The sequence below is a fragment of the Nonomuraea sp. NPDC050202 genome (assembly GCF_040656115.1).
Lineage (GTDB): Bacteria > Actinomycetota > Actinomycetes > Streptosporangiales > Streptosporangiaceae > Nonomuraea.
In genome coordinates this window covers 218336-242895 of record NZ_JBFALF010000003.1, presented here as the reverse complement: position 1 = coordinate 242895, position 24560 = coordinate 218336, and the positions used below count along the sequence as shown (strand labels likewise).

The 24560-nt window shown below is 67.4% G+C and carries 22 protein-coding genes; 14 read left to right on the top strand and 8 right to left on the bottom strand.

Annotation, left to right across the window (positions count from 1 at the left end; genetic code table 11):
- Positions 1-66 precede the first annotated feature (66 nt).
- Positions 67-861: an NAD(P)-dependent oxidoreductase gene (locus AB0I79_RS11190; protein ID WP_357870300.1), complete on the bottom strand. Its 795-nt coding sequence runs from the start codon at positions 859-861 to the stop codon at positions 67-69.
- A 135-nt stretch (positions 862-996) separates the two neighbouring features.
- Here AB0I79_RS11190 and AB0I79_RS11185 point away from each other — a divergent pair, with 135 nt between their 5' ends.
- The 5 genes from AB0I79_RS11185 to AB0I79_RS11165 all read left to right on the top strand — a co-directional run bounded on the left by AB0I79_RS11185 (position 997) and on the right by AB0I79_RS11165 (position 5850).
- A complete protein-coding gene (locus AB0I79_RS11185) occupies positions 997-2307 on the top strand; it encodes a sugar ABC transporter substrate-binding protein (protein WP_357870298.1) in 1311 nt (436 codons plus the stop codon).
- On the top strand, positions 2304-3233 hold the full coding sequence (locus AB0I79_RS11180) for a sugar ABC transporter permease (protein WP_357870295.1): 930 nt from the start codon (positions 2304-2306) through the stop codon (positions 3231-3233). The genes AB0I79_RS11185 and AB0I79_RS11180 overlap by 4 nt, the downstream gene beginning before the upstream one ends.
- A complete protein-coding gene (locus AB0I79_RS11175) occupies positions 3230-4090 on the top strand; it encodes a carbohydrate ABC transporter permease (protein ID WP_357870293.1) in 861 nt (286 codons plus the stop codon). Before AB0I79_RS11180 ends, AB0I79_RS11175 begins: the two co-directional genes overlap by 4 nt.
- Positions 4091-4157: 67 nt before the next feature.
- A complete protein-coding gene (locus tag AB0I79_RS11170) occupies positions 4158-4928 on the top strand; it encodes an IclR family transcriptional regulator (RefSeq protein WP_357870290.1) in 771 nt (256 codons plus the stop codon).
- Positions 4929-4941: 13 nt separating this feature from the next.
- A complete protein-coding gene (locus tag AB0I79_RS11165; RefSeq protein ID WP_357870288.1) occupies positions 4942-5850 on the top strand; it encodes a 5-dehydro-4-deoxyglucarate dehydratase in 909 nt (302 codons plus the stop codon).
- 33 nt (positions 5851-5883) lie between these two features.
- On the opposite strand, the gene AB0I79_RS11160 is transcribed toward AB0I79_RS11165, so the two are convergent.
- Together AB0I79_RS11160 and AB0I79_RS11155 are read right to left on the bottom strand one after the other, a co-directional pair.
- Positions 5884-6024 (bottom strand): hypothetical protein, encoded by a 141-nt coding sequence (locus AB0I79_RS11160; protein ID WP_357870286.1) that lies wholly within the window; start codon positions 6022-6024, stop codon positions 5884-5886.
- A 298-nt stretch (positions 6025-6322) separates the two neighbouring features.
- Positions 6323-7792, bottom strand: coding sequence for an aldehyde dehydrogenase (NADP(+)) (locus AB0I79_RS11155; RefSeq protein WP_357870283.1), 1470 nt, complete (start codon positions 7790-7792; stop codon positions 6323-6325).
- A gap of 103 nt (positions 7793-7895) precedes the next feature.
- Between AB0I79_RS11155 and AB0I79_RS11150 the strand changes: the two genes are divergently transcribed.
- The 3 genes from AB0I79_RS11150 (at position 7896) to AB0I79_RS11140 (ending at position 12004) form a co-directional block, all read left to right on the top strand.
- Positions 7896-9152 carry a glucarate dehydratase family protein gene (locus AB0I79_RS11150; protein ID WP_357870281.1) on the top strand — a complete coding sequence of 419 codons (1257 nt, stop codon included), beginning with the start codon at positions 7896-7898 and terminating at the stop codon, positions 9150-9152.
- A gap of 581 nt (positions 9153-9733) precedes the next feature.
- Positions 9734-10909, top strand: coding sequence for a hypothetical protein (locus AB0I79_RS11145; protein ID WP_357870278.1), 1176 nt, complete (start codon positions 9734-9736; stop codon positions 10907-10909).
- 597 nt (positions 10910-11506) lie between these two features.
- The gene (locus AB0I79_RS11140) at positions 11507-12004 is read left to right on the top strand and encodes a DUF402 domain-containing protein (protein WP_357870276.1); all 498 of its coding nucleotides are present in this window, start codon (positions 11507-11509) and stop codon (positions 12002-12004) included.
- 58 nt (positions 12005-12062) lie between these two features.
- Here the strand turns inward: AB0I79_RS11140 and AB0I79_RS11135 are convergent, their stop codons facing one another.
- Positions 12063-12704, bottom strand: a complete 642-nt coding sequence (locus tag AB0I79_RS11135) for a response regulator transcription factor (protein ID WP_357870273.1) — start codon at positions 12702-12704, stop codon at positions 12063-12065.
- Positions 12701-14152 carry a histidine kinase gene (locus AB0I79_RS11130; RefSeq protein WP_357870271.1) on the bottom strand — a complete coding sequence of 484 codons (1452 nt, stop codon included), beginning with the start codon at positions 14150-14152 and terminating at the stop codon, positions 12701-12703. The genes AB0I79_RS11135 and AB0I79_RS11130 overlap by 4 nt, the downstream gene beginning before the upstream one ends.
- Before the next feature lie 113 nt (positions 14153-14265).
- Here AB0I79_RS11130 and AB0I79_RS11125 point away from each other — a divergent pair, with 113 nt between their 5' ends.
- From AB0I79_RS11125 to AB0I79_RS11115, 3 genes are all read left to right on the top strand, one after another.
- Positions 14266-14985: an ATP-binding cassette domain-containing protein gene (locus tag AB0I79_RS11125; RefSeq protein WP_357870268.1), complete on the top strand. Its 720-nt coding sequence runs from the start codon at positions 14266-14268 to the stop codon at positions 14983-14985.
- Positions 14982-15746, top strand: coding sequence for an ABC transporter permease subunit (locus tag AB0I79_RS11120; RefSeq protein WP_357870266.1), 765 nt, complete (start codon positions 14982-14984; stop codon positions 15744-15746). The genes AB0I79_RS11125 and AB0I79_RS11120 overlap by 4 nt, the downstream gene beginning before the upstream one ends.
- A gap of 346 nt (positions 15747-16092) precedes the next feature.
- The gene (locus AB0I79_RS11115; RefSeq protein WP_357870263.1) at positions 16093-16869 is read left to right on the top strand and encodes an ABC transporter permease subunit; all 777 of its coding nucleotides are present in this window, start codon (positions 16093-16095) and stop codon (positions 16867-16869) included.
- A gap of 480 nt (positions 16870-17349) precedes the next feature.
- Here AB0I79_RS11115 and AB0I79_RS11110 read toward each other — a convergent pair whose 3' ends face one another.
- The 3 genes from AB0I79_RS11110 to AB0I79_RS11100 all read right to left on the bottom strand — a co-directional run bounded on the left by AB0I79_RS11110 (position 17350) and on the right by AB0I79_RS11100 (position 20777).
- On the bottom strand, positions 17350-19035 hold the full coding sequence (locus AB0I79_RS11110) for a ribonuclease J (RefSeq protein ID WP_357870261.1): 1686 nt from the start codon (positions 19033-19035) through the stop codon (positions 17350-17352).
- A gap of 54 nt (positions 19036-19089) precedes the next feature.
- A complete protein-coding gene (gene dapA, locus AB0I79_RS11105) occupies positions 19090-20007 on the bottom strand; it encodes a 4-hydroxy-tetrahydrodipicolinate synthase (protein ID WP_357870258.1) in 918 nt (305 codons plus the stop codon).
- A gap of 239 nt (positions 20008-20246) precedes the next feature.
- Entirely contained in the window at positions 20247-20777 is a 531-nt protein-coding gene (locus AB0I79_RS11100) for a GNAT family N-acetyltransferase (RefSeq protein WP_357870255.1), read from the bottom strand.
- Positions 20778-21752: 975 nt separating this feature from the next.
- Between AB0I79_RS11100 and AB0I79_RS11095 the strand changes: the two genes are divergently transcribed.
- From AB0I79_RS11095 to radC, 3 genes are all read left to right on the top strand, one after another.
- Positions 21753-22469 (top strand): GntR family transcriptional regulator, encoded by a 717-nt coding sequence (locus tag AB0I79_RS11095; protein WP_357870252.1) that lies wholly within the window; start codon positions 21753-21755, stop codon positions 22467-22469.
- A 398-nt stretch (positions 22470-22867) separates the two neighbouring features.
- A complete protein-coding gene (locus AB0I79_RS11090; protein ID WP_357870250.1) occupies positions 22868-23188 on the top strand; it encodes a hypothetical protein in 321 nt (106 codons plus the stop codon).
- Positions 23189-23567: 379 nt separating this feature from the next.
- Complete coding sequence (radC, locus tag AB0I79_RS11085; protein ID WP_357870247.1) at positions 23568-24224, top strand: DNA repair protein RadC; 657 nt, start codon at positions 23568-23570, stop codon at positions 24222-24224.
- The last annotated feature ends 336 nt before the right edge of the window (positions 24225-24560 follow it).

Sequence of the window (24560 nt, the reverse complement as noted above, 5' to 3'; positions counted from 1 at the left end):
GACTAAACCTTGACCTTCGGGGGTCGTGCCGTCAAGGTTCTTGCAACCGGTTGCCGAGGGTTCAGCTCACCATTTCCCGCCGAGCTCGTTCAGCGTGAACACCCCGCCGGCGCGGTCGTGCAGCGGCTGCGACAGGTCGGGCTCGCCCTGCTCCGCGATGAGGGCGGCGGCGAAGGGCTCGGAGGAGTCGCGCGAGTCGTACCCGATGGACTTGGCCTCCTCCAGCGACCACCAGCGGCGCGGACTGTCGGAGACGCCCCAGACGACGTGGTAGCCGGTCGCCGCGAGCCCGGCCTCGACCAGGCGGGTCAGGTCGTCGGCGGAGATCCACGTGGCCAGCCCCCGCGTGTCGGCCGGGCCCTCGTTGCAGGTGCCGAGCCGGATGACGGTGACGTTCATGCCGAAACGGTCGTGGTAGAGGCTGCCGAGCGCCTCCATGACGACCTTGCTGACCCCGTAGAACGTGTCGGGGCGCGGGAAGGCGTAGTCGGGCAGGTCCGCGCCGCCCTCGGGCCTGGTGTGGAAGCCGGCCGCGTGGTGGCTGCCCATGAGCACGACGTGCTGGACACCCTCCTTGTACGCCGCCTCCATCAGCACCTGGGTCCCGTTGATGTTGGCGTGCACGATGTCGGCCCACGGATGCTCCCGGCTCTGGCCGCCGAGGTGCAGCACGGCGTCCACGCCCTTCATCGCCTCGGCCATGGCGTCGGGATCGGCCAGGTCGGCCGTCACCCACTCCTCGCCCGGCCCGGGATCGACCGGATGAATATCGGAGAGCCGCAGCGTACGGCCCTCCTGTGCGAGACGCGGGCGAAGCAGCGTCCCGACCTTTCCCGAGGCCCCTGTCATGAGAATGCGCATGCATCATGATGTACACGAATCTGGGCGACTTTCACATCCTTGAATATTGACCGTGAGCCATGCCACTCGTTACGTTCGCAGGCACACATCCAAGTCTTCGACTCACGTCCATGTATGTGAACAGGAGGCGGTCTGATGTCACGTCGTCTGCTGGGAGTCGCGATCATGACGACTCTGGCCGTTGGACTGACAGGCTGCGGTTCCGGTGATTCATCAAGTTCGGACAACACTCTGGAGATCTGGATCAGGCAGGCGCCCGATTCCGACTCCGCCAAGACCGCCAAGAAGCTCGCTGACGCCTTTACCAAGGCCAGCGGGGTGCCGACGAAAGTCGTGGCACTTTTCGACGACTTCGAAACCAAACTGAACCAGCAGGCGGCACAGAAACAGCTTCCTGACATCGTCATCAACGACACCGCCCAGCTCGGCAACATGCAGACGCAGGGCTGGCTCCAGGAAGTCGACAAGGCTTCCCTGGCCGGCGGTGACGCGCTGGCCGAGACCGCGTGGAAGGCCGCCACGGGCAGCGACGGCAAGTACTACGCCGCGCCGTTCTCCGCCCAGGCGTTCGCGCTGATCGTCCGCAAGGACTGGCGCGAGAAGGTGAAGATGGAGCCGCCCGCCACCTGGGAGGACCTGTCCAAGCTGGCCGTCGCGTTCACCGAGCAGGACCCCGACGGCAACGGCCAGAAGGACACCGCCGGCTTCGTCGCCCCCGCAGGCACCAAGCGCGGCTACGCCTCCTGGTACGCCTCCTCGCTCATCTACGCCAACGGCGGCGACTTCATCAAGGCCGCCGGAGGCGGCAAGTACACCGCCACCGTCAACGACCCCAAGACCGTCGAGGCCGTGCAGTACCTGCAGGACCAGTTCTGCAAGACCAAGACCGTCAACCCCGGCGCCGTCAGCAACGACACGACCGTCACGCACGAGGTGTTCGAGAAGGGCCAGGGCGGCATCTACCTGGTCGGTCCGTACGTGCTGGCCCGCTTCGTCAACAGCATCGGCGCCGACAAGATCGAGGTCCTGCCCGTGCCCAAGGGCCCGTCCGGCGGCCCCGGCACCCTCGGCGAGGGCGAGAACGTCTACCTCATGGCCGGGTCGCAGAACAAGGAAGCGCAGAAGAAGTTCGCCGAGTACGCGATCTCGCCGGAGGGCCAGCGGATCGGCATGAACAAGGACGCCAACGGCGCCATCGTCCGCCTGCCCGTGAACACCACGGTGGACATGTCCGCCGAGCGCCAGGACCCGCGCTGGAAGGTGTTCCAGGAGTCGTACGCGCACGCCGTCTACGCCCCGCCGGTGCCCAACTGGGCACCGATCCGCCAGACCTCCGCCGACACCATCAACGCCGTCTGGGCCGACTGCACCGCCAACGTCAAGACGGCGATGGATGAGCTCAACACCAAGCTCACCCAGGAACTGCAGAGCCAGAAAGCGTCATGACCTCCACCCTCGCCCCGGCGTCGCGCCGGACGGCGTCCCCCGGCCACCCGCCGAAATCGGTGCGGTGGCGGGGGCCGCTGATCGCCTGGCTGTTCCTGGCGCCCGCGCTGCTGCTCTTCCTGTACTTCAAGTTCATCCCGATGTTCGTCGGGTTGTGGAAGAGCCTGTTCAAGGTCCAGACGTTCCTCGGTGACGAGTGGGTCGGGTTCCAGAACTACGAGACGATCATCTCCGACTCCGAGTTCGGCGCCGCCATCTGGCACAGCATCGTGCTGGCCCTGGGCACCACGGTCGGCTCCATCGTGCTCGGCCTCGCCCTGGCGCTGCTCATCGAGGGCCCCGCCCGCTACCTGTGGTTCGTCAGGACCGCGGCCTTCCTGCCGGTCGTCACCACGATGGCGGCCGTGGCCGAGGTGTGGCGCATCATGTTCCACCCGGCCGACAACGGCATGCTCAACATCGTCATCGGCTGGGTCGGTGTCGATCCCCAGCCCTGGCTGGCCAGCGAGAACTCCTCGCTGTGGTCGATCATGCTGATGAGCATCTGGCGCGGCACCCCGTACGACATGATGATCTTCCTTGCCGGGCTGGTGGGCGTGGATCGCACCCTGTACGAGGCCGCCGCCGTGGACGGGGCCTCGACCTGGCGGCGGCTGCGGCACATCACGCTGCCGGCGCTGCGGCCGGTGTTCTGGATCCTGTTCACGCTGGCCGCCATCCGCGGGCTGCGGGTGTTCGTCGAGGTGTACGTGCTCACGAACGGCGGGCCGAACGGGTCGTCCGAGGTGCTGATGACGTTGATCTACAAGCTCGGCTTCCAGAAGAACGAGCTCGGGGTGGCTTCGGCGGGCGGCATCGTGCTGTTCCTGGCCACGCTGGCGCTCACGGTGATCGTGCAGGTGCTGCGGAAGAGGCAGGCGTCATGAGGTTCGACAGCGCCCTGGGCCTGGAGTCACGGCGCGGCCCGCTGGCGACCACCGGAAAAATCATCATTTATGGCCTCATGGTGGTCGTCTTCACCGGTCCCCTGGTCGGCCTCCTCATGAGCGCCTTCAACAAGACCCTGGACCCGACCTCCTTCTCGCTGTGGCCGGACGAGTTCACCCTGGAGAACTTCGTCCAGGCCAAGGACAAGAACGTCTACCTCTACCTGCTCAACTCCTTCATCGTCGTGGGCTTCGGCCTCCTGCTGCAGATGCTGGTGAGCGTCTTCGCGGCCTACTCGCTGGCCCGCAAGAAGTTCCGTGGCATGACGTTCGTGATGCTGCTCATGCTCACCACGATGATGCTCCCCGAGGAGATCATCGCGATCCCCCTCTCCCTCGTCCTGGCCGACCTGCCGGTGCTGCACCTCAACCTCATCGGCACCTACGCCGGCATGATCCTCCCGGTCGGGGCCTGGGGCTTCTCGATCCTCGTCATGACGGAGTTCATGAAGGAGGTGCCGGTCGAGCTGGAGGAGGCGGCCCGCATCGACGGCGCCGGCGAGCTGCGCATCTTCGCCACGATCATCGTGCCCCTGTGCCGCCCGGCCCTCGGCGTGATCGGCGTCTTCGGCTTCACCATGATCTGGGACCAGTACCTGCTTCCCTTGATCGTCGCCCCGGAGTCGGACATGTGGACGCTGCCCATCGCGCTACGCTCGCTCCGGTCGGACGAGGAGGTCGGCATCGGCGTCCTGCTGGCGGCCTCGCTGCTGGCGCTGCTGCCGTCGATCATCGCGTTCCTGGCGTTCCAGCGGCAGTTCATGCGCGGCCTGACAAGCGGCGCGGTCAAGGGTTAGGCGTCCATGTATCTGGACGGTATCCCATATCCTGGATCATCGAAGCAGCCGAAGGATACGAGATGGGATGAGCATGGAGCAGCCCCCGCTGGTCAAGTCCGCGGAGCGGACCGTACGCATCCTGGAGACGCTCGCCGAGTCGCACGACCATCTGACCCTGTCGGAGCTCCAGCAACGGACCGGCTTCCCCCGCAGCAGCCTGCACGCCCTCATGCGCACGCTGGTCGAGCTCAACTGGGTGGAGACCGACTCGGCCAGGTCGGCGTTCGGCATCGGGCCGCACGCGTTGCTGACCGGCACGGCGTACCTCGACAAGGACCCCGCGCTCCCCTTCGCCCAGGACTGCCTCGAGGACCTGCGGGACGAGATCGGGCAGACCGTACATTTCGCTCGGCGTGACGGCGCGCACGTGCTCTACCTGGCCACCAGGGAGTCGCGCGAGGCCGACCACATCATCCCCCGGGTGGGCCGGCGCCTGCCCGCCCACGTCACCGCGCTCGGGCAGGTCCTGCTCGCCCAGCTCACCGACGACGAGGTGGAGGCGCTGCTGCCCGCGCCGCTGACGGCGCTCACCGAGCACACCATCACCGACCTCACCAAGCTGACAGGCGAGCTGGACCAGGTACGCACCCGCGGCTGGTCCTACGAGCGGGAGCAGGGCACGCCGGGCGTGGCCTGCGTGGCCGTGGCGGTCGACTACCGCATCCCGGCCACCGACGCGATCAGCTGCTCGATGCCGGCGGCACTCGCGCCGGCCGACATCGAGCCGATCACCGAAGCGATCATCAAACACACCCGAAAGCTGGCTGCCACCCTCCGCAGGGAGGGCATCCGCTAGGAAGGATCCGTTGATGCGGCTAGACGGCGTTCTCTTCTTCCCGGTCACCCCGTTCGGCCCCGATGGCGGCCTCGCCGAACCCACCCTCGCCCGTCACGTCGCGCAGGGGGTCGCGGCCGGGGCGGGAGGAGTGTTCACCGCGTGCGGCACCGGTGAGTTCAACGCCCTCGACCCCGAGGAGTACACCCGGGTGGTGTCGACCGCGGTCACGGCCACCGCCGGCCGGGTCCCCGTCGTCGCCGGCGCCGGCGGCCCCCTGCCGACCGCCAGAGCCCTCGCCCGCACCGCGGCCGCCGAGGGCGCCGACGGCCTGCTGGTGATGCCTCCCTACCTGGTCACCGGCCCCGCCTCCGGCCTGGTGCGGTACGTCCGCGAGGTCGCGGAGGCCGGCGGCCTGCCCGTCATCGTCTACCAGCGCGGCACCGCCCGCTTCACCCCCGAAGCGGTCGCCGAGCTGGCCGCCCAGGTGCCGAACGTCGTGGGCTTCAAGGACGGCCTGGGCGACTTCGACCTCCTGCAACGCATCATCCTCACCGTCCGCGCCACCACCGGCAAGGACTTCACCTTCTTCAACGGCCTGCCCACCGCCGAGCTGACCGTCCCCGCGTACCGCGGCCTCGGGGTGAACCTGTACTCCAGCGCCGTCTTCGCCTTCTCCCCCGAGATCTCCCTCGCCTTCTACAAGGCGGTCACCGGCGGGGACGAGGTGCTGACCCAGCGCCTGCTCACCGACTTCTACCTCCCGCTGGTGCGGCTGCGCGACCTCGTCCCCGGCTATGCGGTGTCGCTGGTCAAGGCCGCCGTACGCATGCGCGGGCTGGACGTGGGCGGCGTCCGCGCGCCGCTGGTCGACCCGGCCCCCGAGCACCTGCGAACGCTGGAGCGGCTCATCGGCACCGGCCTGGAGATCGCCGGGACCTGACTCCGGCGGCCGGCGCGCCGCCGGAGTGCGGGATCAGGCCGGTTCGGCCGCCTTCTTCAGGCGTTCCAGCCAGGCCTTCAGCGAGGCGTCGAGCGCGGCGCCCCTGTTCCCGGCGTCGGCGCGGACTGGCTCGCCGTCCCAGGACTCCTCGGTGCGCACGTGCAGTCTCGGCATCACCAACAGCACGCGCTCCCCCACCAGGCCACCACCAGCACCAGCACCAGCACCAGCACCAGGCCACGTCACCCAAGACCCCGCGGCCCCTGCACGATGCCCTGCAATTCACCCGCATGGCCACCAACAGCAGGAGACCAGGCCCACTCAATCCACCCACGGCACGATCCCGAGCCCACTCACCCAAGGCATCGCCAGCCTGGCCCACGGCGACCGGTCACCCCGTCCAGCATCACCGTGTCACCGCATCCCCAGGCCGGCGGCCCCTCTCGGCTCGGATAACCCGTCGTTCAGTCGCTCACGCCTGGAGCCGACCATCCACCCTCCGCGGAATGGACAACGGGTTCGCGTCCTTGAGCTCCTCCGGCAGCAACTCCTCCGGCCAGTCCTGGTACGCAGTCGGCGCCAGCCACCGCCCGATCGCCGTAGCCCCCACGGACGTGTAGCTCGTCGTGGCAGCAGGCCACGGCCCACCGTGATGCATGGCCCAGCACACGGCCACCCCGGTCGGCCACCCGTTCCAGATGAGCCGCCCGGCCCTCCTGCCCAGCACCTCGGCGACCTCGCCGGCCTCTCCCGGCTCGGTGCTGTGGATGGTCGCGGTCAACGACCCTTCGAGCCGCTCGAGCACCGGCCGCAGGTCCGAGACGTCCCGGTACGTCACCACGATCGACGCCGGCCCGAAGCACTCCTCACCGATCTGCGGCAGCTTCGACGCGAACGTCTCGAGATCGGCGGTGAACACCTTGGGCGTGACCGCCAGGCTTCCCTGCCCGGGCTTGCCCTCGGCGAGCAGCTGCAGCTGCCCCAGCCGCTCGACGCCTCCGAGGTACCCGTCCCTGATCCGCTCGGCGAGCATGGGCCCGCCGGTGGTCCCCTCGACGGCCTCCACGAGAGCCTTGCGCAGTTCGTCGCCTTCGGGCACGAACATGAGCCCCGGATTGGTGCAGAACTGCCCGACCCCGAGCGTCAGGGAAGCGGCGAACCCGGTCGCCACCTCCTTCACCGGCGCGGACGGCAGCACGACGACGGGGTTGACGCTCCCGAGCTCGCCGTAGAACGGGATCGGCACCTCCCGCTCGTCGATCAGCTTCTGGATCGCCTTGCCACCGGCCACGGACCCGGTGAACCCGGCCGCCACCACGCTCGGGTGCTGCACCAGGTCGACACCGGCCTGCATGCCCTGGACCAGCCCGAGCAGGTCAGGGTAGGGCAGCGCCTCCCGTACGATCTTCGCCACCCGCTCGGAGGTGTTCGGGTGCCCGGGGTGCGCCTTCACGACCACGGGGCAGCCGGCCGCGAGCGCGGAGGCGGTGTCGCCGCCGGCCACGGAGAACGCGAACGGGAAGTTGCTGGCCGCGAACACGGCCACGACGCCCTGCAGCGCATGCTTCATCCGGCGCACGTCCGGCCTCGGCGGCGTGAGGGAAGGGTCAGCGTGATCGATGATGGCTTCCAGGTAACCGCCGTCCCTGATCACCTCGGCGAAGAGCCGGAACTGCCCCGCCGTACGCGCCACCTCGCCCCGCAGCCGCACCTCGCCGAGCGCGGTCTCCTGGTCGGCGAGCTGCCACAGCTCGTCCACGTGCGCGCTCAGCGCATCGGCAACGGCTTCCAGCGCGACGGCTCGCTCGGCGGCCGGGGTCGCCCGCCAGGCCGCGCCGGCGGCGGCCGCGGCAGAGACGATCATGTCGACCCCGGCGCTGTCGGTCTCGGGCAGGGCGGCGCCCACGGTCTCGCCGGTCCTGGGGTCGTGTCCGTAGATCATCGAATGGCCCTTCGGAGTCTTGACACTTCTTCAATCTGATTCTTACAGTTGCGGCTACTTGTCCACAAATCTGGCTATCGTTCACATATATGGACGGCATGCGATGATCATCCGGCAGATCCACGTCACACCTGTCGCCTTCCGGGATCCGCCTCTTCTGAACGCCGCCGGCGTCCACGAGCCCTGGGCCCTCCGTACCATTGTCGAGGTCGTCACAGACGAAGGCCTGACCGGGTTGGGTGAGACCTACGGCGATCTCGAACACCTCGGCAAAGTACGCGAATGCGCCCAGGCCCTGATCGGCCTCGACGTCCACGCCCTGAACACGATGTACGCCCGGATCGCCGCGCTCGTCGGCGGAACGATGCACGACCTGCACGGCCTCACCGGCGCCGCCACCACGGAGAAGAGCATCGACCGCGTCTTCTCCGCCTTCGAGGTGGCCTGCCTGGACATCCGCGGCAAGGCGGCCGGCGTCCCGGTATCCGACCTCCTGGGCGGCAAGGTCAGGGACGCGGTCCCGTACAGCGCGTATCTCTTCTACAAGTGGGCCGGCCACCCGGGCGAGGACCCGGACAGGTTCGGCGCCGCACTCGACGAGGCCGGCCTCATCGAGCAGGCGAAACTCCTGATCAACGAGTACGGCTTCCAGTCCGTCAAGCTCAAGGGCGGTGTCTTCCCGCCCGACCAGGAGATCGCCGCGATCCGCGCCCTGCACGAGGCGTTCCCGGACACGCCGCTCCGCCTCGACCCGAACGCCGCCTGGTCGATCGCCACCTCGATCCGCGTCGGCAGAGAACTCGAGGGCATCCTCCAGTACCTCGAGGACCCGACATCCGGCATCGACGGCATGGCAGAGGTGGCGGCCGACGTCCCCATGCCGCTCGCCACCAACATGTGCGTGGTGACCCCTGAACACTTCCCACCGGCGATGGCCTCCCGCGCCATCGGCGTCCTCCTCCTGGACCACCACTACTGGGGCGGTCTCGTACGCTCTTCGCACATCGCCGCCATGTGCGACACCTTCGGCCTGGGCATGTCCATGCACTCCAACTCCCACCTCGGAATCAGCCTGGCCGCCATGACGCACCTCGCCGCCGCCACGCCGAACCTCACGTTCGCCTGCGACACGCACACCCCCTGGCAGGACGGCCAGGACGTGGTCCTGCCCGGCGCTCTCCGCTTCGTGAACGGCGCCGTCCCGGTGCCCACCACCCCGGGCCTCGGCGTGGAGCTGGACAGGGACGCCCTGGCAGTGATGCACGAGCAGTACGAGAAGTGCGGCATCCGTTCTCGCGACGACACGTCGTACATGCAACGCTTCGACCCCTCCTTCTCACCGGACAAACCCCGCTGGTGAACGCCACCCCATCCACGCCGCCGCCGATGCGGCAACCAGGAACCCCGCCCGGCGTGAAGGGGCCGGCGGCGTGAAGGGGCCGGCGGCGTGAAGGGGCCGGCGGCATGGCTGGCCCCGCGGCGTGAAAGGGCCGGCGGCGTGAAAGGGCCGGCGGCGTGGATGGCCCCGCGGCGTGGATGGCCCCGCGGCGTGAAAGGGCCGGCGGCGTGGATGGCCCCGCGGCGTGGATGGCCCCGCGGCGTGGATGGCCCCGCGGCGTGGATGGCCCCGCGGCGTGGATGGCCCCGCGGCGTGGATGGCCCCGCGGGCGAGGACCTGCATGACCGGCGGCGCCCCCTGCCGACCTCAGCGCATAATCCTCGAGCCGGGGGGCTCTCAGACGAACACCTGCAGCCATCCACCCATCACCGCCCAACATCAGAACAGCAACCCACCCCACACCCCCACAAACGAACCAGTCTCGCCCGCAAGCCCTCTGATCAGCCCGCCCCTGGGCGCTCCCGACGAACACCGACCAGGAGACTTGCGGTAACACCTCAACACGACAGCTCGCTGGTAAATGCCGGCGAGATGACCTACTGATGACCATCGGCAAGGAGACCCCGTTGATGAACGTCGCCTACCTCTACCCCTGGGACGTGGTCGGAGACCCATCAGCCCCCGGCCGCTTGGCAGACCTCGGCGTCCAGACGGTCGCCCTGGCAGCCATGTATCACTCAACGAGGGCAGCCACGCCGTACCATCCCGCTCATCGCGTCCTCGACGTCCCATATCCGGCCTTCTACCTCCCGATCCGCCCGTCGTCCTGGTCCCGCCTGGTTCCCGCCTCCCCCACGTGGACCCCTGCCGATGCCTATCTCCAGGCCAGGGACGCCCTGAAGGCCGTCGGCCTCCAGGTGCACGCCTGGACCGTCCTCACGCACAACTCACACCTGGGCTCGGCCAACCCCGACCTCGTCGTACGCAACGCCTTCGGCGACCCGTACCCCTACGCCCTGTGCCCGGCCCACGAGGACGTCATCGAGTACTGCGAACGCCTGGTCCAGGAGATCCTTGAGGTAGGCGAGCCCGACGGCCTGATCCTGGAGGCCTGCGGCCCCATGGGCTTCGGCCACCAGACTGTCCACGAGAAGACGTCCGGCGCGGACTGGACCCCCGCAGACATCGACCTCCTCTCCCTCTGTTTCTGCACGAACTGCACTCCCCGCTACCCAGAACCGACAAGGGCCGCTGTCCGCGCCGCCATAGACCGCACCGCCGCGACGCCCACCGCCACGGGCACTTCCCACGCCCCCAGCACCATCGAAGAGGCCCTCGGGTCACTCGCCGACGAGGTACGCACCATCCGCGTCGCCCAATCGACGGACCTCCGCCAGCGCCTCATCTCCGTCGCCAGAAGCACCGCCGCCAACACCCCCATCACTCTGCACGCCAACCCGGACCCCTGGGCCACGGGCGCCTTCGCCCCACTCCCATCGGGCGAGCCGGGCGCAGACGTCCTGGTGGCCAACTGCTGGGGCGACCCGGCCACGGACGCCACCCGCCTGGCCCGCCTCAAGGACCTGTCGACCCCTGACCAGCGAGTCGGCGCCTACGTCCTGGCCCTCCCGCCCCGTCCCGCCGACCCGGACGTCCTGGCGGACCAGCTCAGGACCTATTCCAAGGCCGGCGCATCGGAATTCCACCTGTACCACCCAGGCCTGGCCTCCCCCCAACGCCTGGCCGCCCTCACCAAGGCCCTCCGCCTCCACGGCTAGCCATCATCGAGCCCAACGCCTCCGCCGCGAACCCCAACCCTCCTGCCGCAGACCCCAACGCCCCAACTGAGCAAGCCCTGCTCCCGGGTCCAACCCAACGAGCCGGGGGCCGTGCCATGGGCCTTGAACCCAACGAGCCGTGCTCCACGCTCACAATCTCCGCCTCACCGGTCCGATGGATACCTAAGCGCTCTCCGCAAACCAATCCAGCCAACCGGTGAGGCCCTCTGAGCCTCTCAACGCACCTTCCACCAACCGGCGAGCCCTCGCTCCCCCAACACGCCCACCCAACCGGTCCAACGAGGCCACCACCCCACTCATCAGCCCAACCCCACCGCACCACCGCACCACCGCACCACCGCACCACCGCACCACCGCACCACCGCACCACCGCACCACCGCACCACCGCACCGACCAGGTACTCACAACGCCACACGTGCTCATCACCCGGCCACAGGCATCGACACCTCAGACCTCGTGCCCCGTCACACCCCGAAGGGTCGCAAGCCACCGCACGAGCCCGCGCCAGCGAGCTGGCCAGCCCTCATCGCCAGCCCGGCGTGTGACAACCATCCAGCATGGATAGGTTTATTCATATGACTGATGTGCGAATCGTCTTCAGAAAATACGGCGGCGCATTGCACTGGAACCATCCCGCTCGGCTACTTGGTGAGGACGAGCACGGCGTCTGGGTCGAAGTTCCCGGAGGGACGGTCGCCCGGAAGGGCGAAGGCCCGCCTGTCACGTGGGAAACGACCGCGATCATGCTGTTCCCCCGGGATGCCTGGTGGACAGCATCCTTCAACACTCCACCCCACAAGAGCGAAATCTACGTCGACGTCACTACCATTCCGGAATGGAAAGACGATGAGGTCACCATGCTCGACCTCGACCTAGACGTGATCCGCATGAGAGATGGACGACTCATCCTGGACGATGTAGACGAATTCGCAGAACATCAGATCTTGCTGCGTTATCCACCCGAATTAGTCACACAAGCGGAAGAGACCGCACAATGGCTACTCGACGCAGTAGGTCAAGGAAAAGGCCCGTTCGGCGGCGCACACTTGGACTGGCTATCAAAGACGTTCTGAACTCAGAATACACTCTAGCGCAAAGCTAGCCGGCAGCAAATTAAACTATTGAGCGCCATCACGCGGCAGCCGAAACCAACCCACTCTCATACGCCACAATAACAAGTTGAGCCCGATCCCGGGCCTCCAATTTGGCCAGCAGTCGCGTGATGTGCGTCTTCACCGTAGCCATGCTGACCTGCAGATGCGCAGCGATCTCGCGATTCGACAGTCCGCGCGCAATCAACAGCAACACTTCCCGTTCCCGCTCCGTGACGCCCTCCAGCCCCTTCACCTGAGGCAGAACGGGGGTCCGCGTGAACTCTTCGATCAGTCTACGCGTCACAGTGGGCGCCAACAGCGCCTCTCCTTCAGCGACCACTCGTATGGCAGCGAGCAGATCGGCAGGCGGAGTATCTTTCAACAAGAATCCACTTGCTCCGGCCCGGAGCGCATCATAAACATAGGCATCGAGATCGAACATCGTCACCACGAGAACCCGAGCAATATCCTTGATATGGCGGGTGGCCTCTATCCCATCCATGCCGGGCATTCGCACATCCATGAGCACCACATCCGGCCGCCGCTCCAACACGACCTCAACAGCCTCGGCCCCGGTCCCCGCCTCCCCCACCACCTCCAAATCGGGCTCGGAGTCGACCAGCACCTTGAAGCTCCCCCTGAGCAACGCCTGATCATCGGCGATGACCACTCGGATCACGGCACCTCCTCGTAAGGCAACTTGGCGAACACTCGAAAACCCCGCCCAGGCAGGCTCCCGGCCTCGAACGCACCGCCGTACATCACGACCCGCTCCCGCATGCCGATCAGACCGTGCCCAGCACCATCACCCGGCGACGTACGCCGCCCCGGCCCGTCGTCGACCACCTCGATCCGTACCTCCTCGCCGTCGTCGACGACGGACACACGACATCGAGCAGGCGCAGCATGCTTGACCACGTTGGTGAGCGCCTCCTGCACGATGCGGTAGGCCGCCAACCCCACACCCTCAGGAAGCCGCCCCCAGGCGTCTTCCTCTTCTGGCCGCGCGGCTCCTCCTCCCAACGCCACGTCCCCCGGCAACTCTCCCCCTCCCTGCCGCAAGGCTTCCGCCCCTCCCTGCGCCCCACCTCCCCGCGTCGCATCCGCACGTACGGGGGGCACCCCTTCTCGCACCACCTCAGCTTGTCCTAGCACTGCCCCTTCAGTCGGCAAGGCTTCCGCCCACCTCAGCACTGCCTCTTCTCGGAGAATCTCCGTTCTTCTCCCCGCCTCCCTCTTCTGCGGCGCCGCCCCGGGTCCTCTCTCATCACCGCTCCCCACGCGAAGATCGAGCTCCACCTCCACCCCAGCCATCCGAGCCTGCCCCACCAGGCCTTGGAGCCCCGCCAGGCCCGGTGTAGGCACACGGTCAGGCACAGTCGTCGACCTGAGCACACCGAGCAGGTGCCGCATCTCGACCAGTGCGCTGCGGCTGGCAGTCTCGATCACGCGCAAGGCGTCGTGCGCCTCTTCGGGTTTGGTCGCCATGACATGATTGGCGACCCCGGCCTTGACCGCGATCAGCCCCACGCTGTGCGTGACCACGTCATGCAGCTCCCGAGCGATCCTCAACCGCTCCTCGGCCACCGCCTGCGCCGCCAGCCGCTCGGCGTCACGTACGGCATAGGATCTGCGTTCCTGTACGGCCCGCCCGATCGTCCAGGCTCCTCCCAGCGCCGCGATACCCATGAGCGGCTGATCGAGGTGCAAGAGCCAGTCGGGGGCCCGGTCACGAGGTGTACCCGCCACGATCATGCCCACGACGGTCACCAAGCTCACCAAGCCGATGGCCGATGTCGGGATCGCCGGGCCTCGTCTGTCGGACAGCGCGACGATGTACAGGGCGTACGCGGGCGCGAGGTACACGAGCCCCACGGCGCCCACCAGCGCGGTGTAGACGGCGAGCAGAAGCGTGAATCCGAAGACGGGCACCGGCCAGAGCCGGCGCAGCGCCAGCGGCAGCCCCAGACCGGCAGGAAGGGCGAGCCGCATCCACGGCGGCAGCGGCTCGGCATGGACCGTCACCGTGAAGAAGACGAATGCCGCACACACGCCCGCAGCCACATCGAGCATGACCAACTCGTGGCGGCTCATGCGTCTGGCGAAGAAGGGGTGCGTGTCGTTCACGCGTTGAACCGTAGCCGCTGCGGCGGGCTGAGCACGTCAACCCAGGGTCTGACCTTGAAGTTCGAACCGTGGTCCGACGCGCCGCCGCCCCACCACCCCGCATCCTTTACGGCGTGATCGAACTCCACCACCTCACCAAGCGCTACGGCACCACCATCGCCGTGGACGGCCTCTCCTTCAGGGTCGAGCCTGGCCATGTGACCGGTTTCCTCGGCCCCAACGGAGCCGGCAAATCCACCACGATGCGCCTGATCCTCGGCCTCGACGCGCCGACGTCCGGCCAGGCACTGGTCAACGGCCGGCGATACACCTCACTGCGCGAGCCGATGCGCGAGGTCGGCGCGCTCCTGGACGCGAGCGCCGTCCACGGCGGCCGCAGTGCCTACAATCATCTGCTCTGCCTGGCCCGCACCAACGGCATCGGCCCCACCCGCGTCGCCGAGGTGCTCGAGCAGGTCGGCCTGGCGGGCGTGGCACGCAAACGAGTGGGCGGGTTCTCTCTGGGCATGAAACAGCGGCTCGGCATTGCGGCCGCGCTGCTCGGGGATCCCGGCATCTTGATGTTCGACGAGCCGGTCAACGGCCTCGACCCCGATGGTGTGCGCTGGATCCGCGACCTCATGCGCTCGCTGGCCGCCGAGGGCCGGACGGTCCTGCTCTCCAGCCATCTCATGAGCGAGATGGCCCTCACCGCGGAGCGCATCGTCATCGTCGGCCGTGGCCGGCTCATAGCTGAGGCCACCGTCGCCGAGCTGACCGCCCGCTATCCATCCCTTGAAGACGCGTACATGGCCTTGACCGCCGACAGCGTGCAATACGGAGCGGCCCGATGAAGACGGTCCTCTCTTCCGAATGGCTGAAGCTCCGCTCGGTGAATTCGACGTACCACGCAATCGGCGCGGCGGCCCTGACGGTGGTCCTCGGCATCGCGTGGACGCTCTATGTGGCCGCTCTCGCCGACGAGCGCGGCACGCTACGCGCAGCCGCCCCCGAACAGGGCTTCCTGCCGCTCGTCCAGATGAGCCTGGCAGTGCTCGGCGTGCTGACGATCACTTCCGAGTACGCCACAGGCATGGTCCGTACCACCCTGGTCGCCGTTCCGAAGCGCAGTACCTTACTCCTGGCCAAGGCAGGGATCATCGGCATGGCCACGTTCGTGGCCGCCAACGCGATCCTCCTGCTCACGTACGCCACGAGCCGCCTGATCGCGAACGGCCGCCACCTGGGCTTCAATCAGGTTTCGTTCACCGACGACCTGCCGATGCTGCTCGCCTCGGGCCTGTCGGTGACCGCCCTGGCGCTGGTGGGCGTCGGGCTGGGCGCGGCCATCCGGTCCACAGCCGGCGCCATCATGTCGGTGGTCGCCCTGCTGTTCGTGCTCCCTGGTGTGGTCACCTATCTGCCGGCCCCGTGGAACACCCGCGTCGCCACCCTCCTCTTGCCGAATCTCGTCCCGCAGATGGCAGGCGAACGGCTCTCGTCCCGTCTGGGCGACGGCTTCCTACCGCCCTGGGCAGCACTGGCCGTGCTGCTCGCCTATCCACTCGTCGCCCTCGCGGTCGGGTACTACGAGCTCAGGCGAAGAGACGCATGACCATACGCGCTCCCAGCCGTCCCATCCCTACGGGCACGACGATGCACCTGAAGTGGCGCGCCGGATTCGGACATCACACCGCCCCACTCAGGCACGGCGCCTCACCCAGGCCGGGCGCATCCGCACAACTCCTCCTCACCCGGCCGTGCGCATCCCGCCCAACCTCTCCTCATCCGGGCCGGACGCGGGCGGGGAACTTCCCCTCTCCCCCCGCCGTACGCATCCATCCACCCCCACTGACCGAGCGTTTGAACCTCTCTGCCCCCTCGGCGCCGTACGTGCGACGAAACCTCTTGCCCCACCACACATGTACCTGGCCGTATCTCTTGCCCGGAAGGACGCAGGCATGACCGTCCTCACCTCCGAGTGGTTGAAGATCCGCTCGGTCCGTTCGACCTACCTGGTCCTCGGGCTCAGTATCAGCACCGTCTTCCTGGGCCTTGCCCTCGCCGCAGCGGCGGCCGGCATGTACGACGCCGCTCCTCCCGAACAACAGGCACGCGCCAGGATCGCGGACTTGGAGGAGGTCTTCACGATCATCCCCCAGCTCTGCATGGGCATCCTGGGTGCCTTGACCATCACGTCCGAGTACACAACGGGCTTGATCAGAACGAGCCTGGCCCTCGTTCCGCGTCGCTGGCCCGTCCTCGCCGCCAAGGCCGTGATCATCGGTGGCCTGGGTCTGCTCGTCGGCGCCATATCGGTCTTCGGCACCTATTTCGCGGCTCGCGCTGTGCTCGGCGACCGCTTCTCCGGCGCCTACACCGCCGCCTTCGGTGACCGGGTGCCGCTTCTGATCGCGCTCAGCCTCACTGTGCCGGTGTTCGCGCTGCTCGGCGTGGGTGTCGGCGCGATCCTGAGATCGGTGGCGGGCGCCACGGCCGTCATCGTCGGCCTCGCCTACGTGCTCCCCATGATCATCGGCAATCTCCCCGAGCCATGGAGCGAACGCTTCGGCTCGCTGATGATCGGCGCCCTGCCCCGGGAGATGACCGGCGACACCATCACCACCTCGGTGTACGGCTCGCTCCTGTCACCCCCAGCCGCCGGCGCAGTCATGATCGCGTACGCGGCCGTCCCCGTATGCATCGCCATGTGGCTGCTACGCCGAAGGAACGTCTGACATGCAGCACCTGAAGATCGCACCGCCACCACTCCATCAGCGCCACGCTGCCGCCTACCGAGGCACCGCCGTCCGACTCCAGCAGGCCAGCAGTTCGTCCCCCGGCGGTGGGCAGCGGAACGGGACAACACGCAACCGGCCAGGGCGGCGTCGTCGCACCCTATGGGGAGCGGAGCGGAGGCATCCGCCGATCACGGGAATGCCCAGCCGAATCGTCAGTCCCACTGGCGGGGGACGGCTGGTGCACAGCGGCACGGGGAGGTGACAACACCCGTGACGAACATCCGCACGATCACCATCGCACGCACAGGCATGATCACTGTCACGTGCTGGTACAAGATCACCGTAATCGGCGATCGCAAGAACAGCCTCGCCCGCACACGCGCGAGCACCCCTGTGTGCACCGTCGCGGGCCACGAGCGCCACAGGGCACTCCGGGTGGTACAGCAGGCCAAGCCACCTGCCGTACCACCCGAAGGCTCAGACCTCGAGCACCACAGGGATGATCATCGGTCGGCGGCGATAGGTGTCGCTCACCCAGCGCCCCACCGTCCGACGTACGACCCTGCGGATCTCCTGCATGTCCACCACACCGTCCGCGGCCTTCTCCTGCAAGGCCCGCTCGATCTGCGGGATGAACTCCTCGAACTGGAGAGGATCGATGCCGGATCCGCGGGCGTGGATCTCCGGGCCGGCCGTGAGCTTGCCCGTGTTCGAGTCGACCACGATGACGACGGAGATGAATCCCTCGTCCCCGAGAATCCTGCGGTCCTTCAGGGAGGTGTCGGTGATCTCACCCACCGACGAGCCGTCGACGTAGACGTACCCGGCGTGGACCGCACCGACAATCCGCGCGCGGCCGTCGACCAGGTCCACCACGACGCCGTCCTCGGCGATCACGATGTGGTCTTCTGGCACGCCGGTGAGCGCGGCCAGCTTGGCGTGGGCGCGAAGGTGGCGCCATTCTCCGTGCACGGGCATGAAGTTCGAGGGGCGCGTCAGGTTGAGGACGTACAGGAGCTCGCCCGCGGCCGCGTGTCCAGAGACGTGCACCTTGGCGTTGCCCTTGTGCACGACGCGGGCGCCCCACCTGGTCAGGCCGTTGATGACCTTGTTGACCGCGGTCTCGTTGCCCGGCACCAGCGACGATGCCAGCAGGACGGTGTCGCCCTCGGCGATGCGGATCGGATGATCGCGGTTGGCCATCCTCGACAGCGCCGCCATCGGCTCGCCCTGGGAGCCGGTGCAGACCAGCACCACGTCCTGAGGCGGCCACTCCTCGATGTCGCGCGAGTCGACGATCAACTCCGGCGGCACCTTCAGGTAACCCAGGTCTCGGGCCACCCCCATGTTCCGCACCATGGAGCGGCCGACCAGGGCCACCTTGCGACCGTGCTTGGCTGCGGCGTCCATGACCTGCTGGATGCGGTGGACGTGCGAGGCGAAGCTCGCCACGATGACGCGCTGTTCGGAGGTGCGGATCACCTCGTCGATGACCGGCCCGATCTCCCGCTCGCTGGTGACGAATCCCGGCACCTCGGCGTTGGTGGAGTCGGACATCAGCAGGTCGACGCCCTCGGTGCCGAGCCTGGCGAAGCCGCCGAGGTCGGTGAGGCGGCCGTCGCTCGGCAACTGGTCCATCCGGAAGTCACCGGTGTGCAGGACTATGCCCGCCGGCGTCCGGATGGCGACAGCCAAGGCGTCGGGGATGGAGTGGTTGACCGCGAGGAACTCGCAGTCGAAAGGCCCGAATACGTGCCTTTCTCCCTCGACGACCTCGTGCTTGGTCGGTTGGATCCTGTGCTCGGTCAGCTTGGCCTCGATCAAGGCAAGCGTGAGCTTGGAGCCGATGAGCGGAATATCGCGCCGCTCGCGCAGAAGGTACGGCACCGCCCCGATATGGTCTTCGTGGGCGTGCGTCAGCACCACGGCTTCGATGTCGTCGAGCCGGTCCCTGATGTATTCGAAGTCGGGCAGGATGAGGTCGACACCCGGCTGGTCGGGCTCGGGGAACAGTACCCCGCAGTCGACGACCAGCAGGCGACCGTCATATTCGAAGACGGCCATGTTCCTGCCGATTTCCCCCAACCCGCCCAGCGCGACGATGCGCAGGCCGCCTTCAGGCAGCACCGGCGGGGGGCCAAGCTCAGGATGCGGATGGCTCATGCCTGGCCCCCACGGTCAGATCTTGTTCTCAAAACTCCCGGTTCCTCCCCGTTCCTATGCGTCTGTCAACTTCACCCCGCCGGCTACCAGGCAAGCACGCAGCTCGGCGATTTGCTTCTCTGTGGCGTCCACCAGTGGCAGCCGTACTGGACCGACCGGCAGCCCCACCATGCTCAACGCGGCCTTCGCCATGATCGCGCCGCCCGCACGCAGCATGATCCCGTCCACCACGGGGGCCACCTGGCTGTGTACGGCCAGGGCCTGGGCGACGTCTCCGTTCTTGTGCAGGTGGATCATGCGTGCCAGCTCGGCACCTACGACATGTCCGACGACGCTGACGAACCCGGCCGCGCCGAGAGAGAGCCAGGCCAGGTTGAGCAGGTCGTCGCCGGAGTAGAAGGCGAGATCGGTCGCGGCCATCACCTGGCTGGCTGCGAACAGATCGCCCTTGGCATCCTTCACGGCCACGATGCGCTCGTGCTGCGCCAGCCGGAGCAGGGTCTCGGTCTTGATCGGTACGCCGCTACGTCCGGGAATGTCGTACAGCATCACCGGAAGGTCGGTTGCATCGGCCACCGCGGTGAAGTGCTGGTACAGCCCCTCTTGCGGAGGCTTGTTGTAGTAAGGCGTCACCACCAGCAGGCCATGGGCACCGGCACGTGCCGCCTGCTTCGCGAGCTCGACGCTGTGGCGGGTGTCGTTGGTGCCGGCCCCGGCCACCACGGTCGCGCGGTCGCCGACCGCATCGAGGACGGCGCTGACGATGCGCTGCTTCTCCTCGTCCGAGGTGGTGGGCGACTCGCCGGTCGTCCCGTTGACGATCAGTCCGTCATTGCGCTGCTCGTCCACCAGATAGGTGGCAAGACGCCGCACAGCCACATAATCGACCTCGCCGTCGGATGTGAACGGCGTGACCATCGCGGTCAGCATACGGCCGAAGGGTGCGTCGGTGGTTCCAGTTGGCGATGCCATAGTGCGAACGCTACCTGGATTCGGAAATCCGTTGGACGTCGCCACCCCGCTTCGCCTGCCTGGAGCCGCTTTTTGCCCGCCTCCACCAGTCTCCGGATGCCCGGCCGGACCACACGAATCGACTCGCGTGAGCTGGATGGATCAAGCCGATGCGGGTGTCGTCGGCACGATGGGGCGTTCCGTTCCGGCTTCAGGGATGCCTCGCATGGCCCAAACGCCCGAATTCCTTATCGCCGAGGTCACATAAACACCACGGGTTCGACTCGCACGCAGCCGAGATCGGCTCGGCCGCCTCCGGAGCCATCGAGCGCCACCTGGCGATCCCGGTTAGCGCAGTTCGATCTGGTAACGGATGAAGCCACGGTTCTCCGCGACCTTGTCGTAGAGCTGCCGTGCCGTGCTGTTCGACTCATGGGTGTTCCAGTACACGCGCGAGCAGCCGCGCCCCCGGCCCAGTCGGCGACAGCCGCGATCAACGCGCGCCCGACACCCTTGCCCCGGACGTCCGGAGCGGCGAACAGATCTTGCAGGTAGCAGACATCGGTGTCGGGCGCGGAAGTGCTCCCGTGGGTCAGGAAGTGGGTGATGCCGACCAGCCGGCCGTCCAGCCTCGCCCCCAGAGCGTGCAAGCGGGTATCCGCCTGGAATTCCTGCCACGCCCGGTCGTACATTTCGTCCGGCTCGACGCGCTCGTAGAAGTCGATGTACGCGCGGAACAAGCCCTCCCATGCGTTCCGGTCAGCGGGGAGGAGCTTGCCGATGTCGATCATGTTGTCCTCTTGGTGGTGCATCCCGGCCCGACACGAGACAGGCCTGGACTTGTACGGAATGGCAAGGATCTGGTCTGGCGGGCGGGAGGAACGGGGTCGATGTCACAACTTAGGGAGGGGTGGCTGGACGAGGTACGGCCACTCGGCTGCGATATCGGGTGACCACTTGCGCGCCTCGCAGTGCCGGTGTTGGCCAGGGGCGTCGCATAGGGCAGAGGCATCAAGAGACGGGAGCTTGGTGTTGATCACAGGCGGTTTCCGACCGGGAACAGCGCGCCCAGGAAAGTGCTGCGATCCGATGATCGGATAGTGATCACGAGCGTTGTCACGCGACCGCAGCGGCCGCCCACAGTGGCGAGGCCAGGGCTACGCGACTGATGCGGAGGCATGGCGCCGCAAGGAGCGAGGCGACGGTACGGAAAACCGGCGGCGCCAGGGCAAAGCCGGAGCGCGTGGCACCACCAGGACGAGGCAACGACGCGGAAGCCCTCAGGACCACAGCGGGGGGTGACTGACGGGAGAGCGCGACAGGGCCAGGACGAGGCGACTGGCCGCAGCGCGTGGCGCCGCCGGGAAGCGGCGACGATGCGGAAGCCAGCAGGGCCAGAGCGGGGGTGACTGACGGGAGAGTGCGGCGGGGGGCCGGGGCGAAGCGGCTGGTGGCGGTGTGGTTCGCAGTTGAGGATGCTTCGGATTCCGAAGCGAACCGGGCCTCCGACCTGGGCCTTCGGAGCCGTCACAGGCGGCGGTCCAGGTGGGCGGCCGTGGAAGAGGTCGCCGATATGTGCTCGGGGGTACACACATCGACGACCTCTACCGGAGAATCGCCACCCCTTACATCGGCGTTACAAGGTTTCTCCGATAATTTTCCGCCATCGCAAAGTTGGGGCTCCAGCGGTCATCGATGACGGTCGGTTACCTGCCGAATACGGCAACATGGGGCAACGCCTCACACGAACCCCCAGGGATGGACTAGTGGCCACCTCAGATCCGGTCTACCTGCGTGTCGTCGAAGACATCCGGCGTCAGATCACCGACGGCACCCTTCCCCCCGGCGCGCCTATCCCCTCACGCGCGCAACTGACCCGCAAGTATCAGGTCGGCGAGACCGCCGCCCGCCACGCGCTACGCGTGCTCGCGGGCGAAGGCCTCATCATCGGCCGCGTGGGCTCGGGCCATTACGTCAGGGAACGCCCCGACCTAACACCGCTGCACCGATGGCGTTTTCTCGATCACCCTGCCCCGTTCGCCGCCGACCTGCAATCCCAAGGCAGGCGAGTGACATGGGACTGGCACAGCGAGCCCACCGAAGCAGGCCCCGACATCGGCAAACGGCTGCGGCTGCCCGAGTCGGCCACGCTGACCAAGACGCATTACGTCTTCCGCGGGGACGGCAGGCCGCTCCAACTCGCCACGTCCTATGAGCTGCGGGAGTTCACTCCTCACACGGAGGAGGAGCGGCGGAGCCTGGTGGCGCGCATGTACGCGCACGGCATAAAGATCACGGAGATCGTGGAGAGCGTTCACACTCGCATCCCCCGGCCGGTGGAGAGCGATGCGTTGGATCTGGCGGCGGGTGTGCACGTTCTGCATGTGGAACGTACTCATTGGGCGGGCGATCGACCGGTGGAGACCAGCGACATCGTGATCCCCGGCGACCGCTTCCGGATCATGTACAGCATGCCCGTCTAGGGCGGAAAGCTCCGGGTGAGCATCAACTTGCCCGGAGCTTCCCAGCCCGACGAATTCGTACCGTTCGGGGTGTGGAAACTGGCCGCTCAGGCTTGGTGATGTGTGCGCGGCCACCTCGTCACACCCGGCGCGTAGGACTCCGAGACCACCCGGGTCGCCGTTCAACGGCACACATCCTCACGGGATTTTCCGATGCGTCCAGCGACGTGCACCTTCACGAAACCGCCCCTGTCGCGCCGGGGGACGGGCACGTGACGGGGCCGCCCTCCTCTTCATGCACGAGTGGGCACGCCTGGTCAGGCCCCCATCGCGCACGACGACGAGCACACCCCCCCGGAGCCACCTCCTCTGGTGCACACACCGCGCCCCTCGCGGCGCCGTTCCGCACGATCGCGACGATGCCTTACCGCGACGCTTCTGCGGGAGAGATCCCGCTATGCCCGGCCGGCGTCGCCGAGACGATGACAGCGACCGATGGGATCGGCCAACATGCCATCGATTATGTGTGCGTGATTGTCGGAAGTGCGAACTACGAACCCCAGCACTCCTCGAAACCGCGCCTGGCGCGCGTATGCTCGCTCAACTGGCTGCGCCAGGAGCTCACGTACCTGCTGGGAGAGACCTACTGGCCCGCGACGCCGGCCCTCGCTCAGCCCGCCGCAGCCCGCCACAGCTCACGGCGCGCATCGCCCGCACCTGAGGCGCCTCGTTTGAACTGACCACCTGTGTTCGTCAGGTCACCAGGCCGCCGCGCTGATCCGCGCCTCCGCCAGACTTGGCATGCCTCGATCGGCCCCCTGCCGCACTGGCTCACGCGGCCGCCATGGTTTCGCGCTCCGCCGACCCACCGGCTTGCCGACCGGCCAGACATCATCGCGGAAGATTGCCGGAACATGACAATTCACCGACTACATCAGATATCTCTCCCTCTCTTTCTGCTGCCCTCTCCCGACTCAACACAAAGGGAGCACATAACGTCCTTTATGGCACTTCCGGAAATTAGTCATATACGACCGCAAAGAGACGAGCGAGTGCACCGCGAATCTGCAAGTCGAAGATTGTCGGTGCGCGTTGATACAACGGTTGCGGAGGTTGCCGATGCGAGTCAAAGACCTGTCCGAACGTGACCGGCCGCGCGAACGGCTCATGTCCAACGGTGCCGCCGCGCTGGCGGACCGGGAACTGCTGGCCGTGCTGCTCGGCTCGGGATTTCGTGGGGCGAGCGCCCTCGACCTGGCCACACAGGTGATCGAGACCTGTGGAGACCTCGATGGTCTCGGCCGTTCCGACCCGCACCGGTTACTCACCATGCGCGGCATCGGTCCCGCCAAGGCCGCTCGAGTTGCCGCGGCCTTCCATCTCGTACGCCGTGCGGAGGCCTGGCCCGAGCGGGAACGCATCACCAGCACGTCGGATCTGGCCCATGCGTGCGCTCCGCTGCTGCGCGACCGGAAGCACGAGCGGCTGGTCATGGTGGTGTGCGACACCCGCGGGCGGATCCTGAAGCGTGCGGTGCTGACCGAGGGCGGAAGCGATCACACCGTGATGCCCATCCGGGAGGTGATCACTGAAGTGCTCACCGCCGGCGGGGCGATGTTCGGCCTTGCCCACAATCACCCTGGCGGGTCCCTCGACCCCAGCCAGGAGGACCTGGAGGCGACGGCCAAGCTCCTCGAGGCCGCGCAGACGGTCGAGTTGCGGCTGCTCGATCACCTCATCATCGCGAACGAGTCCTGGAGGCGGATTCCCCTGTAAATCCATTCCATGGCGGATCATGAACGCAGCGACCTACAAAGGGCATCATCCCGCTTATAGCGCCGAACAGCAGTTTTCCAAGAGACGGCCATGAGAACCTAATGCCCGCGGGTAGGCCGTTACGGACGTCAGCCGGCCACAACTCGTCGTGACGTGGCCCCATGCCTCGTGGAAGCAAGGGGCCACGTCCATGGTCTCGCGCAGGTTCCGGGTGCAGCCCATGCCTTGTATCGAGGCTTGGGCAGGCGCGTCGCTCGGAGTTCTGCGCGAACGCAGGGTGCGTTGATCGTACTTACCCTGATCGTGCCGTCGCCAGCGGTGTCCGGTTCGCATAAG

Bases quoted from the DNA above. Each gene is read 5' to 3' on its own strand.
- AB0I79_RS11190 (WP_357870300.1), bottom strand. From the start codon at position 861: ATGCGCATTCTCATGACAGGGGCCTCGGGAAAGGTCGGGACGCTGCTT.
- AB0I79_RS11185 (WP_357870298.1), top strand. From the start codon at position 997: ATGTCACGTCGTCTGCTGGGAGTCGCGATCATGACGACTCTGGCCGTT.
- AB0I79_RS11145 (WP_357870278.1), top strand. From the start codon at position 9,734: ATGACCATCGGCAAGGAGACCCCGTTGATGAACGTCGCCTACCTCTAC.
- AB0I79_RS11140 (WP_357870276.1), top strand. From the start codon at position 11,507: ATGACTGATGTGCGAATCGTCTTCAGAAAATACGGCGGCGCATTGCAC.
- AB0I79_RS11150 (WP_357870281.1), top strand. From the start codon at position 7,896: ATGATCATCCGGCAGATCCACGTCACACCTGTCGCCTTCCGGGATCCG.
- AB0I79_RS11165 (WP_357870288.1), top strand. From the start codon at position 4,942: ATGCGGCTAGACGGCGTTCTCTTCTTCCCGGTCACCCCGTTCGGCCCC.
- AB0I79_RS11170 (WP_357870290.1), top strand. From the start codon at position 4,158: ATGAGCATGGAGCAGCCCCCGCTGGTCAAGTCCGCGGAGCGGACCGTA.
- AB0I79_RS11175 (WP_357870293.1), top strand. From the start codon at position 3,230: ATGAGGTTCGACAGCGCCCTGGGCCTGGAGTCACGGCGCGGCCCGCTG.
- AB0I79_RS11090 (WP_357870250.1), top strand. From the start codon at position 22,868: ATGCCTTACCGCGACGCTTCTGCGGGAGAGATCCCGCTATGCCCGGCC.
- AB0I79_RS11180 (WP_357870295.1), top strand. From the start codon at position 2,304: ATGACCTCCACCCTCGCCCCGGCGTCGCGCCGGACGGCGTCCCCCGGC.
- dapA (WP_357870258.1), bottom strand. From the start codon at position 20,007: ATGGCATCGCCAACTGGAACCACCGACGCACCCTTCGGCCGTATGCTG.
- AB0I79_RS11110 (WP_357870261.1), bottom strand. From the start codon at position 19,035: ATGAGCCATCCGCATCCTGAGCTTGGCCCCCCGCCGGTGCTGCCTGAA.
- AB0I79_RS11115 (WP_357870263.1), top strand. From the start codon at position 16,093: ATGACCGTCCTCACCTCCGAGTGGTTGAAGATCCGCTCGGTCCGTTCG.
- AB0I79_RS11160 (WP_357870286.1), bottom strand. From the start codon at position 6,024: ATGCCGAGACTGCACGTGCGCACCGAGGAGTCCTGGGACGGCGAGCCA.
- radC (WP_357870247.1), top strand. From the start codon at position 23,568: ATGCGAGTCAAAGACCTGTCCGAACGTGACCGGCCGCGCGAACGGCTC.
- AB0I79_RS11155 (WP_357870283.1), bottom strand. From the start codon at position 7,792: ATGATCTACGGACACGACCCCAGGACCGGCGAGACCGTGGGCGCCGCC.
- AB0I79_RS11120 (WP_357870266.1), top strand. From the start codon at position 14,982: ATGAAGACGGTCCTCTCTTCCGAATGGCTGAAGCTCCGCTCGGTGAAT.
- AB0I79_RS11100 (WP_357870255.1), bottom strand. From the start codon at position 20,777: ATGATCGACATCGGCAAGCTCCTCCCCGCTGACCGGAACGCATGGGAG.